Here is a 17160-nt window from a genome sequence, read left to right on the forward strand (position 1 = left end):
TGAGAGAAAAAGCATATGGTATTACATTTTATCTCTCACCTTTTGTATTTAATTTTTACTTATTACCACTCACTCTATTTATATCTAATAGCAGTTATTGCAAAATATCTGTAATAGCAGCTTCCAACGCAGCATCGCGTTTTTGGCTTAAATAATTTTCGTTGAAAGGAACTGCAATATCCGGTGGAAAACCCTTGCCTTCATAAATGTTATTATCCAAATACTTAAACTCGCTGGAGGAAGTATAGGCGTATAAAAAGTCAGATGCTGTAAATTGTCCGCCATTATAATTCTGGTTGGATGAAATCGGACCATTAGCGCCCCAGGTAGTTTCACCAATAAACTTGCCATTAGGCATCGTGTGAATAGCCATGGTAGTCAATTCGGCAAGGCTTACACTCCACGCATCTGCCAGTGCAATAACGGGTATGTTTAAGCCTTTGGAGCCTGCCTGTGGCGTAATGACGGCCGGCGCCCAAGGGGTATAATCGAGCCTGCCATTGCCGCTTTTATAACGGGTATAGCCAAATGTAAGCGGCGAGCTTACCATTTTGCCCAACAGGAAATTAAGGTCGGTCACTTCGCCACCGGGATTGCCACGCACATCTATAATAACGCCTTTCAACCCCTCCGGATTTGCCAGCTTGGCAAAAAAGTAATCAAGCACTTTCTTTATATCATTGTTTGTAGAAGACTCGTAAGAGGATTTTAACTCAAATATATTGCAATAGAAATACAGAATATTTTTATTGATTGTTCCCGCTATAGCATAGCGAACTTCATTCGGATCCGTCGAATTATCTATACCATCTACACCATCATCCATATAACCTACCACATATTGAGGATAAAAAACATGACGGTGAATGGTGTCCATTTTGCGGCTATACGCCGGGTCTATGCTGGAGTCAGCTACAGCACCGTAGCCGAAGCTAAGATTATAATGCGAGTCAACCAGCCCTTGTGTCATCAGCCTGAAATAGTTAACGGATTTACGTACATCAGCGGAGTCATTGATATTCAGCCTGGCAAACACTGGCTGATAACGCCTGTACATGGCATCCCAATCGGTAGTGTCAATATCCCAAAAAATGTAGTTGTTATTCATGCCAGTCCAGAAGGCTTCAAACACATCACTAAAAGTGCCGGGATAATAGTTCTCCGGGCGGGAAACATTTTCAATACTTTTTGTACAGGAACTGATAAAAAGCACAAGCAGTACAACAGGTATATATACAATAGTTTTGCGGTTCATATATAATCAGATTTGCGTAAGGTGGTTATTGATTATCGGTTGTATTTTTTCCAAAGCTTACCATAATGCCCAGGTTAGCACTGTAAGTATTGTTATATCTCGGTACCTGGTTTATCATATAATTCTTTTGCATATCGGTAATAGATTGCCTCATCCTGCCTTCGGCAAATACACTGTATCTATCAGTAATGGCATAACTGACGCCGGCGCCGGCTATCCAGCCCGCTTCTATGCGGTTGTCGCGGCGTGTATCAAACGTATATTTTTCGTTGTAGTTGTAAGGCGTGGAATAATAATACACCGTATTGGTAGCCGTTACGCTGTCTATCGGGTTAAGCACATTGGGCATCCTGCCTTTTACATTGCCGGAAAGCCAGTAACCGCCAAAAGCACCAAGGTTAAAAAAGCCCTGCAGTTTTTTGCCACCAAACATAAAATGCGCCATAATTGGCAGTTCTGCATACGAGTTGGTGCTTATCTGGTAAGTGCCTGTATAAAAAGAAGAACGCTGCTGCACATAGTTTTTTTGGATGTAAGTAGGATCAAGCGCGATGGCAAACCAATTGGAAATTTTATACTGCACGGGTATGCCAATGTTGAATCCATTGGCCGGTGTATAGTTGGTAAAATCGCGGTTGGCGTTGTTGGTTTGCAGGTAGTTGCGGGTGTAGCCGCCCTCAAGCCCGATGGAGAACTGCGCAAAAGAGGAGAGGCTGCAGCCTACGCAAAGCAGGAAAATAACTGTTGCCATTGGCAGCCAATTACCAGCAGGTTGTTGTTTCATAAGCTAATATTTGTAAAAGAGTGCAAATTAGGTGATGTACCAATAATTCTTTCAAACTTAAATAAGAACAGCTTATTAACGCATAAATACACCAATTTATGTTTTAGGTAGCAGATAATAGACCAATCGGCCGTTTTTACAGAAGTTATACGAATAATTTAAGCGAACAGGGAAGGAGCGTGGATATGTACGATGTGAGAGGTACGGTGTTCGATCTCCATAGGGCTATAAAAGTTAGAGTAAGGATGCTGCTTTTATTTAAAATCTTTTCAGTTGCTGAAACCAATCTGTTACTAACCTCGTATATAATTAGCAACAGTTTGTTCTGTTGTAAAACTTCTTTTTGTGGGGAAAAGAAGTAAAACCCTGTAAGTGTGGGCTTACAGGGTTTTCTATTATGCGCCTTTCAATTAAGTGGCAGGATATACAAATGCCTGGTTTGCAGCTTGCGGCTTATACAACCCCTTTAAAAATAATATTACCATTATTTCTCTTCTGCAATCTCCAACACTACACTGGCGCGACGCTGGCTTATACCGGGGTTGAAGCCCACCGTCATTAAAAAATCGCCGGAGTACGTGCGCGAGGCATCTATGGAAGATTTTGTATCAGGGTATAAATTAATTTCTCTGATATGATAACGCCTGGTTGCATCCAGTCCTTTCAACTTTACCGGCAAAGGCGTGCTGGTTTGCCCAAAGCGGCTCGATACCAGATAGGTAAACATCACCGCCTTGCTTTTTACAGAGTCCACAAACATTAGCGAAGCAATGTTATTTTCCCTTGGGTTTACCAGCCGGTACAAATCGCCATGCCATACCACGTCTTTGATGCTATCGTATGTGGCAACAGCCTGCTTGCTAAACTGCCAGTCTTTGCTTTCCAGTTTACTTACATCTACATCATAGCCCAGTTTGCCCATCATCGCTACATCGGTTCTGTATTTAATGGGCAGATGGCTCCAGTTTGTTACGTGGTTGCAGCTTGCTATAGCCGGATAAAAATAGGAGTTCTCCCATTGTATAAAAATTCGTTCCAGCGGGTCGGTGTTATCACTGGGCCAGTATTCGGTAAAGTATTGTAAAGCACCATAGTCCACTCTTCCGCCACCACCACTGCACAGCATTACCGGCACCTGGGGATATTTATCACGAAACCTTTTCATCACATTATACAAGCCTTTTACATACGCTACATACAATTGCGATTGCGGCAAACCCTGCTTTTGCAAATAAGCCGAATGCGCATTGTAAATAACTGCATTGCAGTCCCACTTAAGGTAAGCCAAACCAGGGTTTTTAATAAATAAAGAATCTAAAATGCGGAACACAAAGTTTTGTACTTCAGGATTGGAAAGGTCAAGCACCAACTGATTTCTGAAATAAATTTCGGGGCGTTGTGGTTGCCGTATCACCCAATCAATATGTTTCTCATACAATTCACTTTTAGGGTTTACCATTTCGGGCTCTACCCAAATGCCAAATTTTACGCCTGCCGCTGCTGCTTCTTTCACCAAATAACCAATGCCATGCGGCAGTTTTTGTACATTTTCCTGCCAGTCGCCCAGCCCGGCAGTATCGGCATTGCGCGGGTGTTTGTTGCCAAACCAGCCATCATCCAGCAAAAACAAATCAACCCCCAATTCTTTCGCACCTTTAAACAGGGAAACCAGTTTGTTTTCATCAAAATCAAAATAGGTAGATTCCCAGTTGTTGAGCAACGTAAGCCGCGAGCCTTCGCCATTTACAATGCGATAACGTGTAGCCCAGCGGTGCAGGTTACGGCTCGCTTCGCCCTTACCATGCTGCGAATAAGTATAAATAAAAGAGGGTGTTTGAAACTCCTGCCCCGCAGCCAGCAGGTATTCCGAAGCATACGGATTAATACCTGCAATCAATCGAAGATTGTTGTATGAATCTACTTCACAGTCAATTTTAAAATTGCCTGACCATGCCAGTTGTCCCAGCAGCACTTTACCTTCATCCTCTCCGGCAGGCTTATCAAAAGAGATCATAAAAGAAGGCGGCTCAAACAAATTGGTACGGGTGCCCAGCTTGCTATCAATAGTTTTAATGCCATGTGTTAACTGTTCTTCTTCGGGGTTCATTTCGTGTGCCCAGGCACCATGATAATGGGTGAGGTAATAGTTGCCTGCTACAAAATACAAATTAGCCGAAGCATATTTTTCCAGTTTAACTGGTTTCTTTTCATTGTTCTTAATTACACTCCACTGTTCTATTACATTTTCTTTGTTCCATGCCTTGTAAAACAAGGTAACCTCTGTGGCATATACCGGGTCTTTTAATACAACAGCAGTAAGCGACGTATTATCATCTATTTGTTGAGTATTGCTTGATACATATTTCAACTCCAGCGACATATTACCATCTGCATGGGTTATGGCTATTGCCGGCTCAGACAGGTTGAATGTACCGGCAGGTGTATAAGCATTGTTGTACATACCCGCATTATTATCAAACAGATTATATTGGCTGGCAACTGCTCCATACTCCTGCTGGTCAGCAAGCCGCTGACCAAAATGAACAATATTCAGCCGGTTGTCCTCATCGGTTTGCAGCACGAGTGCATTGTTGTTGGTTGTTATCGCAATCGTTTTTTGTGCTTGTGCCAGGGTGGTGTTGAGAATGGTGAAAAGAAGAATAGAAATTGTTACTACTTTCATTCGCATACTATTGGTGGTTTGGTGCATGTGTTTGTTATTGGTGTTTTATGTAAAAAGAAATGGCTTGCTCGTTTTTAATAAATTGTATTGCTCTATGCAAGCTGCAGCAATCGTAAAGTGTTTTGTACAGATGCATATCGGGCAATAAAGATAATTCAGCAGCGTACATGTAGCGTGTTTTACAAAACAAAACAGTAAGGCCATTGTTTGCCTATCTGGTTGTAAGAGGAAGGGGAGGAGAGATTGTTTAAAAAAGAATGTTGCATCAGCCGTTCTTTGCTCCATAGCAGAAAACCAGAAATGACTTCTGAATTGTATGATATACTTCGTAGAAGTCACGGGGTGCTAATATTTTACTAAACAGATGCGCTTGCCCAATCATCAAAAAATATTATGTATCTATTGAAAAACAGCATTGCGCTACTCAAATGGGCTTCCTGCTTATTTTTGTCCGAACCTACAAACAAATACATCGTACACCATGAAAAAATTGCCTGTTTTTATGCTCCTTTCCTTACTCGCTTCCTGTGCCACACCAAAAAAGAGTATTATAAATCCGGAGTTTTCTCCCAATCCTGTAGTAGCGCATCGCGGTGCGTTTAAGCACAATAGTTTTCCCGAAAACTCCATTGCCTCTTTGAAAGAAGCCATCCGGCTGCAATGTACAGGATCGGAGTTTGATGTATGGATGACCGCCGATGACTCTTTGGTCATTCACCACGATCCCGATTATAATCATTTAACTATCGAAACCACGAATTACAATCAATTGGTTGCGGTGCCGCTCAGTAATGGCGAGCCATTGCCTACCCTTCGCCGGTATTTGAAAGCGGGATTAGAAAATAACAAACATACAAGGCTGGTGCTCGAAATTAAACCCTCCCGCATCAGTGGAGAAAGAGGCAAACGGGTGGCAGAAAAAGTAGTAAAAATGGTACACCAACTGGGGGCAGCACCCATGGTGGTGTATATCAGTTTTGATTACGATATTATGAAGAAGGTAGAAGAGCTGGATAAAAGCGCTGTTACGCAATATCTGAATGGCGATAAGTCGCCTGAGCAGGTGAAGGCAGATGGGATTGACGGGATTGATTATCATTTGTCCGTTTTCAGAAAGCAGCCGGAATGGATACAAAGTGCCAAACAGAACAACATTGTGCTGAATGCGTGGACTGTAAATGAAAAGGAGGATATGCAGTGGCTGCTGGATAATGGATTTAATTTTATTACTACCAATGAGCCTGAATTGCTGATGGAAGTGGCAGCATCACAGGCTGCTTTGAAGAAATAATTTTCTTCCAAAAAGTAAAACATCCGGCAACCAAAACAGTTTACCGGATGTTTTTATTGGTAAATGATAAACCTTATGCAATTTCCCAAATTTCCTTACCTCTCAGCAATTTATCAAGATCCCCTTTGCCTTTGGTAGCAATGGTTTCTTCTATCTGCAGGCGCATAATATCTTCGTAGCAGGCGCGTTCGGTTTCGTAAAATACCCCAAACGGGCGCGGAAAATGACCTTCCACGCGAGGGTCGTCAAACATGCGGATGAGCAGTTGGGCTTTGTAAAAATCATGCTCATCATGTATCCATAAATCATCTACACTCGCTTCTTCACCAATGGTTACTACTACCGGCTTCAGTCCATCCAGTTTGATGCCTTTTTGTTGCCTAGTACCAAATACCAATGGTTTGCCATGTTCCAGGAATAATGTTTCTTGGGGCTTGGTACTTTTTTCGGTAAAAATCTCAAAAGCACCATCGTTAAAGATGTTGCAGTTTTGATAGATTTCTAAAAAGGAAGCACCTTTATGTGCATGGCTGCGCAGCAACATGCTTTGCAGGTGCTTAGGGTCACGGTCCATGCTGCGGGCAATGAAAGTAGCATCGGCACCCATAGCCAAAGCCAGTGGGTTGAACGGATGGTCAATGCTGCCGTACGGTGTACTTTTTGTTACCTTTTGCGTTTCGGATGTAGGTGAATATTGTCCTTTGGTCAAGCCATAAATCTGATTGTTAAACAGCATAATATTCACATCAAAGTTGCGGCGCAGGAGGTGGATGGTGTGATTGCCGCCAATGCTCAGCGAGTCACCATCACCGGTTACAATCCAAATGCTCAACTCAGGACGCGTGGCTTTTAAACCGCTGGCAATTGCCGTTGCACGCCCGTGAATGGAGTGCATGCCATACGTATTCATGTAATACGGAAAACGGCTGCTACAACCTATTCCGCTGATAATCACAATATCTTCTTTTGGAATGCCCAGTGTAGGCATTACCTTTTGTATCTGTGCCAATATGGAATAATCGCCACAGCCGGGGCACCAGCGTACTTCCTGGTCGGTGGCAAAATCTTTTGCTGTAAGCGCAACGGCAGGCTTTTGCTTTGCCTCCGGTACTGTTGCTACATCACTCATCTGTCTTATAAAATTTCGGGTGCAAAGGTACGAAAGGGCAAGGTTCTATCATTTACGTTTTACGTTATAAGTTTTACAAGATTAGTAAAATGCACCAGCGCTTACAGAATTTAGAATGCTCCTGATATTAAAGGTTGCAGTAAAAAACATAGAGACCTGTGAGTTACAAGTAAGTCACTTTTGATAAAACTTTGATTTATAGTTAAGCTCAAATGCAGCGCCCCGTAAATGGCGAGATAACAATGCTAAAGAAGGATTGTAGAATTAAACCGGATAAAACAGATAAATTATTGAATGTGGTTCTTTACTAAAGCAACAAGCCGCAACGTTTTACTGCTGTGGCTTTGTTAATAATGGTAAATAAAAAATATATGTTAATGCTTACACGGTACCTGCTTCTGTCCTTTTATCCATCAGTCTTTCTATTACTCTTTCCAACTCTTCCAGGTCGAAGGGTTTGGCAAGAAAAGCATCGGCACCGGCTTCCTGCGCCAGTGTTTTAATATCGTTGTTGGCAGAAAAATAAACAATGGGTATGTGTTGCAGTGCTTCATCGCTTTTAATGGTGCGCGAAGCCACAATACCGCCAGAATCAGGAATCCAGTTGTCCATTAGTATAACATCGGGTCCTATTTCCTTTACCATGTCAATAATATTGTTGCAGTGGGTACGGGTATGCACTTCGCAACCTTGTTTTTCAAAGATGTAGCTGCAGATAAAAAGAATATCTGTATCATCATCGCAAATAAGCACTCTCTTTTTCATATTATTATCCAAAATACTTTCAGTGAGTTTTAAGTGTATGCAGCGGACAAAGTGTAAAGATACGCACTCTGTTTATTTATTTAATACTTAATGTGAGTGTTATTGCAATGGCAGTGCGCTTTTTAGCGTAGCACCCAGCCACGCCATAATGCCGGCGCCGGTAGGTATGGCCGATTCATCAATATTAAAGTAAGGTGTATGCACATTATGCACAATGCCCTGCGCTTCGTTGCGCACGCCCAGTCTGAAAAAACAACCCGGCACCTGCTGCGTATAATAGCCAAAATCTTCGGCACCCATGCGCACTTCTGTTTCTTCCACATTTTCATCGCCCATGTATTCAGCAGCCAGTTGCCAGGCTTCGTCGGTGAGCAGCGGATCGTTGTCCACCGTTGGATAACCCACATCTATATGCACGTCCACTTCGGCGCCCATGGCCTCTACCAACCCTTTGGTTTGTTTTTTTATCAGTTCGTGCGCTTTAAAACGCCAGGCTTCATCCATCGCCCTGAAAGTGCCCATCAGTTTCACTTCGCTCGGAATAACATTGGTGGTGTGTCCGCCCTGGATAGAACAGATAGACAGTACCGAAGGTGACAATGGGTTGTTGTTGCGGCTGATAATCTGCTGCAGGCTTACAATTAACTGTGAGGCTATCAAAATGGTATCGGCTGTAAGATGCGGCGCGGCTGCATGGCCGCCTTTGCTTTTAATAGTAATATACAATTCATCGGCACTTGCCATTACCCTGCCTTTTCTAAAGCTCAATTTGCCGGCAGGCAAACCTGGATGTACATGCATGCCCACAATGCCTTGCGGCACCGGGTTGGTAAGCACGCCTTCTTTTATCATAATACTTGCGCCGCCGGGGTTGCGCTCTTCGCCAGGCTGAAAAATAAGTTTTATGGTGCCCTGCAAATCTTGCCTGATGGTTTGTAAAATTCTGGCGGCACCCAGCAGGCAGGTGGTGTGTACATCGTGCCCGCACGCATGCATAACGCCTGCATTAAGCGATTTATATGATACTTCATTTTGCTCCTGAATAGGCAGTGCATCCATATCGGCACGCAAGGCTATGGTGCGGCTTTCGGGCGCTTTGCCTTGTATGATGGCTACTACGCCGGTTTGCGCCATAGTAGTAAAAGATATGTTCCAGCTTTGCAGCTTTGCCTGTACAAAAGCACTGGTTTGGTATTCCTGATAGCTCAACTCGGGGTGGGCGTGCAGGTGATGGCGAATGGAAAGGCATTCATCAGCGTATTGCTGTGCAAGTGCCTGTATTTTTTCTTTCAGCATATTGCTGTTGTAATAAATAATAGAGCGTAAATATTTTACTGATGCGTATTAAACAGATTGTATGGCAATCCTCTTATGCAGATTTTTCTGATGCTTATTGGGCATCTGTTTCCTCTTCCCTGGGTGGCTTATATTCCACCTCGTCATTTACAACGTAAATACCCTGTGGATAAATAGCTGCTAAAATGTTTTTGTAACGTAAGGCATCTTCTTTATCTGTAAAGTTGCCAAAACGAATTTTGAAATAAGGTGCCTGAAATAAAACATACGATTTTTGTTCGGGAAAGCGCTGTAACAGTTCTGCTTTCATCTTGTAAGCCTGATCGCGGCTCCGGGTATTCAATACCTGAAGGCGATAACCACGGTACAGCCCATTGCTGGTAAACTTAGATGCAAATTTATTGAGGCTCGCCTGCTTGGCATTAAGCATATCCAGCCTGCTGTCTTTACGCACCACAATGCTGTCCTGCGAAAATGCACACACGGTATATAAACAAAAAATACAACTGATAATTGCTTTCATTAAGTCAACCTTTCTTTTTGGCAAAGTTAGAGTGCAATAATGGAATGAAAGTTTAATTTGGTTTTAATCACTGCGGCGAACAGGAGTGAATGGAGATTGCGCGGAGATTTATTTGGTTTTATTTACCGGAAAGACAAAAGGTAAGCGGTACATACACATTCTGCAATGTTTAAGTCCTCCGTATAAACCCAGTGCTTTTATTGCTCTGCGATAAAAACAGTCTAATTTTAATATCCTTCATTTTCTGCCGGTGCGCCTTTTACAATAGCTACGCTGGCGCTGCAACCGAGGCGTGTAGCACCAGCTTCTATCAATTGTTTGGCAAATTCATACGTGCGTATGCCGCCGGAAGCTTTAATTTGCACCTCTGGAGGCAGGTTTGCGCGCATTTGCTGTACAGCTGCCAGTGTGGCGCCTGTTTCGGCATAGCCGGTAGAGGTTTTTAAATAATCTATGCCCGCAGCGTCATACAACTCGCAACATTTGGCAATCTCCTCGGTAGTCAATACGCCGCTTTCAATAATAATTTTTACCACTTTATCCTGCTGTTTGGCTATGGGCATAATATGGTTTATTTCGTTGGCTAAATATTCCCAGTCGTTATTCTTCAATGCAATCAGATTGATAACAACATCCAGTTCATCGGCTCCATCCACAATGGCGAGCAGTATCTCCGCAAGCTTGGCCTCCACAGCAGAATAGCCAAACGGGAAACCAATTACCGTAGCTACGCGTACCAACGTACCAGCGGTAAGTTCTTTAGCTTTTTTTATAAAAGGCGGCGGCACACATACGGCTGCAAAGCTATATTGTATGGCTTCGCTGCACAGTTTTTCTATGTCGGCACTGGTAGTAGTAGGTTTTAATATCGTATGATCTATATATTGATTGAGTTGCATAGGAAAACGGTATTATTCACTGATTTGATAATAATGTTTTTACACTAAAAGGAATGCAGGCTGGCAATGTACAGCATAAATTGGAATCTGAAATCTGTCTTGTCAAGGACAGGAGGCAGCCCGCATCTTCAGTTTGTTACTATTGCAGGGATTTTTCCTGTTGATTGAAATGCCGGTACAAAGCGGCTTATTGCATTGAAATGATAAACAGTAACGGAGCAGTATTGCATTTTAGCTTAAATAACATTTAGCAGCCTGTATGTACAATTATCGTTTGAAAGGAAATGCTTACTCATTATGAATGTTAGCCAGTGGCAGGCTAAACCAAAATGTGGAGCCTTTGCCTTCTTCGCTCTCTGCCCATATATCGCCACCCTGCAAACGGATAATTTGGGCAGAAATAAACAAGCCAAGTCCTAAGCCTGGATAGGTGCCCAGGATTTTGTTGTTGATGCGGAAATACTTATCAAATAAATTGGGCAGATTATCGGGGATAATGCCTACTCCAAAGTCTTGTATAGAACACCATACAAACTTTTCTTTTTGCTGAGCATTAATAATAACTTCCTGTGCATTGGGCGAGTACTTGATGGCATTGCTGATAAGATTAAAAACAACCTGCGAGGTGCGTGCGGCATCGCCCACTATCATAAAAGACTGGCTGCTTTGCTTAATGATGCGATGCGTGTGGTTCGTGACAGACAATTCTTCCACTACATCGTTTAATATTTTATTCAGGTCGAATAACTGATAATCCAGTTGCAGGGTACCGGTATCTATGCGTGCAGTATCCAGCAGGTCTTTTATCAGCAGTCTTAGCTTATTTATCTGGCTGTCCATCCGGTGCACCATATTACCCGGTATTGCATCACTCACCGATTTAAATTGTTCCTGCAGCAATTGTGTATAAACTTTAAGCGTGGTTACGGGTGTCTTTAGCTCATGGCTTACAATACCCATGAAATCATCTTTATGCTGCTCCAGTTGTTTGCGTCGTGTTATATCTTCTACCATGCCTATCATACGCATAGGCTTGTTGGATGGGCTATAGAAAATTTTGCCTTCTACTTTTATCCAGTGTATAGACTTATCAGCCCATATTATTCTCGCTTCGTAAGTATAAGATCCGTTTTGATAAGCCCGGTTCATTGCATTTTCAGCGATAGCCAAGTCATCGGGATGTATCCTTTCGAACAGTTTAGAGCGTGGCATTACATTTTGATCTTCTGTATTGGCATATCCAAAAATTTCGAGCAGGCGGGGCGAATAAATGATGTTGTAGGTTTGCATGTCCATATCGAAAGTAGCCATGCCTGTAGCTTCGGCTGCAAGGCGTAATCTTTCTTCGGCATCTTTCAACTGTTCTTCGGCAAGTTTACGCTCATGTATATCGCTCATCGTACCTATATAGCCTTCAATTTGCCCATTGTTATCAAAGCGGGGTGTCACAGCTTTTTCAAACCAGCGGTACTTACCATCTTTCCGTCTTAATTGAAACTCTACCTTAAGGCTGGTCTTATTCTTAATAGCATTAAAGAGCGTTTGCTGCACTTCGGGGCGGCTGTTAATGTCCACATAATTCAGCCAGCTAAAGCCTTGTGCTTCTTCTTCGCTGGCGCCGGTATATTCGTACCACTGCCTGTTTTTGTAAATGCTATAGCCATCACTTTTCCACAAAAAGATAATTACCGGCACATTATCTGCCATTTTGCGGAAATATTGTTCGTTTTCTTCTACCTGCTTGCGCGCCCTTACCTGCGCTGTAATGTCGTTAATGGTAATTAAAATTCCTGTTGTTTGTTTATATGCGCCTTGCAAAGGCAGGTATTGCAATTGCATATACTTCTCCTGCAATTCTCCGGTAGGTGTTCTTACATAAGTAATCGCTTCATCATCTTTGTAAATTTTGCCTGTTTCATATACCTGATTCAGCAATGCCGGGAAAGGCTGATCTTTCAATTCCGGAAAAATATCCACCAGCCTTCTTCCCATTACTTCCGCATCGGTACGCTGCCACATTTTTAGCATGGCTTCGTTAACCATATCTACTATTAAATCCTGGCCCTTAAAAAAACCCATAGCTACAGGAGATTGCATAACGAGATTGCGAAAACGCTGCTCACTTTCTTCAGTGGCTTTGGCAGATTGAACAAGATCACTAATGTCGTTTAATATAACCATTATGCCATCCACTTCCTTATTAGCGTTACGTATGGGATAATATACAAAATTGGAATAGTAGTTGGCTTTCTTTCCATAGCGGGTAAAACTGGCCGAAAATGCTTTGGCATAGTAAGGCTCGCCCGTAGTAAATACCTCCTCAAATATTTCTTCGAGTCCCTGACCTGCAAACTCTGGTAATACTTCAAAAAAGGGCTTACCTATCAGTTCATCATAGCGCTTATCTACTCTTTTCAGGTAATCTTCATTCACAAATTCAAACACAGCATTACGCCCCTTGTAAATAGCAATGCTTACCGGCGCATGCGTAATCATGTCCTTAAATTTCTGTTCGCTTTTTGCCAGTTGCTGCCGGTCCACCACATGACTGGTTACATCAAAACCTGCTACTACAATGCCGGTGATATTGTCATCTACATCGCGCAGGGGCTGGTATTCTACAGTATAATAACTTGTGGTGAGTTTGCCTTCCCTGGTAAGTGTAATAGGTAATTCTTTAAAGTAAAAAGACTGCCCTTTTTTATATACATCATTTAATATGTGCAGATGATTTGGTTCGCTAAAATCGGGCATTATTTCCAGCAAAGGCTTGCCGATTACTTCGGGCCCTTTGCCCCAAATGGCCAGGTTTACATCGTTGGTGGCATCAATGATGTAATGGTCGCCCTTTAAAACAAGTATGGCGACCGGCAGCTTCGTAAAAAGGTGTTGGTGCAAATCGGATTCCTGGTTTTCAAAATGCTGGGATATAAGATTGAACGAGCGAAACATTTTGCCGGCATCCTCGTTGTCGTACAATACATCCCCTTCCATAAACATTTGAGTGATGGTTGTTTAATAAATATCAGCAGATAATATTAAGATTCTAAAAAAATTGAATTCCCGCACCTAAAGTAGTACTTTTCATAAAGTGTAATTATTCTTTTTTAAATTTTAGTTAAGATATCTCTTTTGCAAAAAGATAGATAATAAAGATGATTCTAATGTATTCGGGTGCAGGTTATTGTCATCCTGTTTATTAAATAATTGTACACCTGCCAGCCAACATCTTTGTTACTTTGCGCACATTAATAATTCAGCTTTTGTGATTACGATAAACGAACTCTACGATATTTACCTGCAGCATCCGCAGGTGCAAACCGACACCCGTAAACTGCAACCCGGCGACTTGTTTTTTGCATTGAAAGGAGCTAATTTCAATGGCAATGAATTTGCCCTGCAGGCTTTACAGGCAGGCGCTGCCTACGCCATTGTGGATGAGGAAATAGATGCAAATAATAAGCAGCTATTGCAGGTACCCGATGTGTTGACTGCCTTGCAGCAATTGGCAAAATATCACCGCGAGCAGTTGGATATTCCGTTCATCGCCATTACCGGCAGCAATGGCAAAACCACCACCAAAGAATTGGTTCATGCTGTGTTATCATCCCATTATAAAACGTATACCACCAAAGGCAATCTCAACAATCACATAGGCATTCCGCTTACGCTGCTGCAGGTAAAAAGAGATGCGCAAATGGCAGTGGTAGAAATGGGTGCGAATCACCTGCAGGAAATTGCAGGCTACTGTCAATACACTTTACCTACACATGGTATTATCACCAATTGCGGCAAAGCGCACCTGGAGGGTTTTGGAAGCGCCGAGGGCGTGCGCAAAGGCAAAGGCGAACTGTACGATTTCATAAGAGCTAATGGCGGAAGCATTTTTGCTTTTGATGATTATGATTATCTGCACAGCATGAGTGCCGGTATTGAAAAAATATATTGGTACGGCACGCAAAACGGCAACATCGTTGGACATGCAGGCAAGCACGATGCTTTCTTAAGTGTTACTTTTACTAAAGGCGTTTCCTTTGCGGAACTGCAAACACAGCTTGTGGGCACTTACAATCTGCCCAATGTATTGTGTGCAGTGGCGATAGGCAAATATTTTGGCGTGCCCGAAGAGAAAATAAAACACGCTGTTGAAAGTTATTTGCCTTCCAACAGCCGCTCGCAATTAATAATGCTGGGCAGCAATACCGTGATATTGGACGCCTACAATGCCAACCCATCGAGCATGAAAGCGGCGATAGAAAACTTTGCTGTCATGCCGGGCGATAATAAAGTAATGCTATTAGGCGGGATGGCAGAACTGGGCAATGACAGTGAACGGGAGCATCAACAACTGGTTGCCCTGATTGACCAATATCCTTTTAAAAGTGTAGTGCTGGTTGGCAAATATTTCAACAACATTCCCCATCATTATATACACTTGCCCGATGCAGAAGCTGCCAAAGAATGGCTGCTGCAGCAGCAATTAGCGCATGCCACCATATTGGTAAAAGGCTCGCGTGCCATGCAGATGGAAAAAGTGATAAGCTGAACGAATTAACGAGCTTTTGCCACGCGCATTTGTTACCTTTGTAGCGCAAATACAATGCAATGAGTGAAGAAAAAAATAACCCTGGTTACCTGTTAAGCGTACTTGGTAACAGATGTCCCCGCTGCCGCGAAGGTCACCTGTTCAAAAGCCATAACCCGTATGCTTTCAAAAAACACGAATACATTAAAATGTACGATCACTGTCCGGTATGTGGGCAGCCAACCGAAATAGAAGTAGGATTTTACTATGGCACCAGCTATGTAAGTTATGCACTTACAGTTGCGTTTTCGGTGGCTACATTTATAGCCTGGTGGGCGTTGATAGGTATTTCTATATACGATAACAGGTTGTTTTGGTGGCTGGGTATTAATGCAGTATTACTGGTGTTATTGCAGCCGGTATTTATGCGGCTATCGCGCACATTATGGCTGAGCTGGTTTGTAAAATACGATCCTGACTGGAAAGCGCATCCTATACAAGACCCTGAGCGCATAGTGAAAGAGCAGATGGGAAACTGGTAAATGTGTGCAGATTTACAGATTCCCTTTTTCGTAGTATTTTTATTATCTTTTAAATTGTTAATGAATATATTTAAACAAAAAACCACCTGATATATAGGTGGTTTTTTGTTGGTTTTTATTTATGCTAAAGCATTGCTGAGGTCTTGCAGTATATCATTAATATTTTCAAGTCCCACACTCATACGTATCAGTCCATCCGTAATGCCGGCTTTGTACCGGTCTTCGCGCAGCATACCGGAATGTGACATAGAGGCCGGATGCGAAATCAATGTATCTACGGTGCCAAGTGACACGGCACGCACGCACATATTTAATTTGTCAATAAAACGCTTGCCGCCTTCCAGTCCTTCTTTCAATTCAAAACTTAGTACCGCACCGGGCAACCGCATTTGCTTTTGCACCGTGGCTGCATCGGGGTGCGAGGGTAAACCTGCATAATTAACTTGCGCAACCGCCGGGTGATCCTGGAGAAATTGAGCTACCCGCATCGCATTGCTGCAATGTGCTTCCATTCTCAATTCCAACGTTTTCATGCCTTGTATGAGCAGATATGCATCGAAAGGACTGCTGGTACCACCCAATAATTTATAGGTATTGTAAGCTTTTGTTCTCATGAAAGAAATATCCTTACCTACCAATACGCCTCCAATGGAAGTGCCATGACCATTGAGAAACTTGGTGGTGGAATGAAAAACAAAATCTGCCCCATATTTAAATGGCTGCTGCAGGTAAGGGGTGGCAAAAGTGTTATCTACCGTTACCAGTATATTATACTGTTTTGCCAGTTTGCAAATGCTTTCTATATCAAAGCACTGCATCATGGGGTTGGCAGGTGTTTCAAGATGTATAACTTTTAGCGTTGGTGTTTGCTGAATAATGTTTTCTACTGCGTTCAGATCTCTTAAATCAGCTATCAATGCGTTGATGTTGTACTGTGGCAAAAAGCCATATACAAACTCGTGTGTACCGCCGTACAATGAATAATGCGACAACACCGTATCGTCTGCTGACAGCAGCGACAAAAACATAGTAGCCATAGCCGATTGACCACTGGCATGTAGTAATGCTTTTAATTGCAGAGGATTACCAACATCGTCAGTCAGGTTGAATGCTTCGAGGGCGGCAATTACTTCTTCGGCAGCAGTTATGGTGGGGTTGCCAAAGCGCGAATAGATATAGCCCGGCTCATTGCCGCTAAAGCGGGCCATACCTTGACCAGCACTATCAAATGTAAACGTGGAAGTAGCAAAAATAGGTGTAAGATGTGCATGTGCGGCAGACAATGCATGTGCTGCATGTATAGCAACAGAACCCATGCTGGTGAATGGCGGATGATTATTCATAGATTGTAATTATATCTGGTAAAACTTAGCTTATGGCGTACAAAGGAAGTGTATTTATGCGCTCTTTGGTTCTTACTGCTAATAAAAACGCATCACTTCACTAAAGAAATGATGCGTTTTTATTA

13 protein-coding genes are annotated in these 17160 nt (G+C 42.7%); 3 read left to right on the plus strand and 10 right to left on the minus strand.

The features are described from left to right. Window positions 1-94: 94 nt before the first annotated feature. The 3 genes from FC093_RS07515 to FC093_RS07525 form a co-directional block, all read right to left on the minus strand. Complete coding sequence (locus FC093_RS07515; RefSeq protein WP_137261136.1) at window positions 95-1255, minus strand: S41 family peptidase; 1161 nt, start codon at window positions 1253-1255, stop codon at window positions 95-97. A gap of 25 nt (window positions 1256-1280) precedes the next feature. Further along, complete coding sequence (locus FC093_RS07520; RefSeq protein ID WP_137261137.1) at window positions 1281-2039, minus strand: porin family protein; 759 nt, start codon at window positions 2037-2039, stop codon at window positions 1281-1283. Window positions 2040-2523: 484 nt separating this feature from the next. After that, the gene (locus tag FC093_RS07525) at window positions 2524-4722 is read right to left on the minus strand and encodes an alpha-galactosidase (protein WP_240743232.1); all 2199 of its coding nucleotides are present in this window, start codon (window positions 4720-4722) and stop codon (window positions 2524-2526) included. A gap of 481 nt (window positions 4723-5203) precedes the next feature. On the opposite strand from FC093_RS07525, the gene FC093_RS07530 reads away from it, so the two are divergent. After that, the gene (locus tag FC093_RS07530) at window positions 5204-6013 is read left to right on the plus strand and encodes a glycerophosphodiester phosphodiesterase family protein (RefSeq protein ID WP_137261138.1); all 810 of its coding nucleotides are present in this window, start codon (window positions 5204-5206) and stop codon (window positions 6011-6013) included. A 73-nt stretch (window positions 6014-6086) separates the two neighbouring features. Here FC093_RS07530 and FC093_RS07535 read toward each other — a convergent pair whose 3' ends face one another. From FC093_RS07535 to FC093_RS07560, 6 genes are all read right to left on the minus strand, one after another. Then, the gene (locus tag FC093_RS07535; RefSeq protein ID WP_137261139.1) at window positions 6087-7142 is read right to left on the minus strand and encodes a 2-oxoacid:ferredoxin oxidoreductase subunit beta; all 1056 of its coding nucleotides are present in this window, start codon (window positions 7140-7142) and stop codon (window positions 6087-6089) included. A gap of 381 nt (window positions 7143-7523) precedes the next feature. Continuing rightward, window positions 7524-7907, minus strand: a complete 384-nt coding sequence (locus FC093_RS07540; protein WP_137261140.1) for a response regulator — start codon at window positions 7905-7907, stop codon at window positions 7524-7526. A 99-nt stretch (window positions 7908-8006) separates the two neighbouring features. Then, the gene (locus FC093_RS07545) at window positions 8007-9203 is read right to left on the minus strand and encodes a M20 metallopeptidase family protein (protein WP_137261141.1); all 1197 of its coding nucleotides are present in this window, start codon (window positions 9201-9203) and stop codon (window positions 8007-8009) included. 94 nt (window positions 9204-9297) lie between these two features. Continuing rightward, on the minus strand, window positions 9298-9726 hold the full coding sequence (locus FC093_RS07550) for an SPOR domain-containing protein (RefSeq protein WP_137261142.1): 429 nt from the start codon (window positions 9724-9726) through the stop codon (window positions 9298-9300). Window positions 9727-9953: 227 nt separating this feature from the next. Beyond that, entirely contained in the window at window positions 9954-10625 is a 672-nt protein-coding gene (gene deoC / locus FC093_RS07555) for a deoxyribose-phosphate aldolase (RefSeq protein WP_137261143.1), read from the minus strand. A 288-nt stretch (window positions 10626-10913) separates the two neighbouring features. After that, entirely contained in the window at window positions 10914-13625 is a 2712-nt protein-coding gene (locus FC093_RS07560; RefSeq protein ID WP_137261144.1) for a PAS domain S-box protein, read from the minus strand. 265 nt (window positions 13626-13890) lie between these two features. On the opposite strand from FC093_RS07560, the gene FC093_RS07565 reads away from it, so the two are divergent. Both FC093_RS07565 and FC093_RS07570 read left to right on the plus strand, forming a co-directional pair. Continuing rightward, window positions 13891-15171 (plus strand): UDP-N-acetylmuramoyl-tripeptide--D-alanyl-D-alanine ligase, encoded by a 1281-nt coding sequence (locus tag FC093_RS07565; protein WP_240743234.1) that lies wholly within the window; start codon window positions 13891-13893, stop codon window positions 15169-15171. Between the two features lie 59 nt (window positions 15172-15230). Beyond that, a complete protein-coding gene (locus FC093_RS07570; RefSeq protein WP_137261145.1) occupies window positions 15231-15692 on the plus strand; it encodes a DUF983 domain-containing protein in 462 nt (153 codons plus the stop codon). Window positions 15693-15811: 119 nt separating this feature from the next. Here FC093_RS07570 and FC093_RS07575 read toward each other — a convergent pair whose 3' ends face one another. Beyond that, on the minus strand, window positions 15812-17035 hold the full coding sequence (locus FC093_RS07575) for a trans-sulfuration enzyme family protein (protein WP_137261146.1): 1224 nt from the start codon (window positions 17033-17035) through the stop codon (window positions 15812-15814). Window positions 17036-17160: the final 125 nt, after the last annotated feature.

The organism is Ilyomonas limi (genome assembly GCF_005233845.1).
GTDB classification, from domain to species: Bacteria; Bacteroidota; Bacteroidia; order Chitinophagales; family Chitinophagaceae; genus Ilyomonas; species Ilyomonas limi.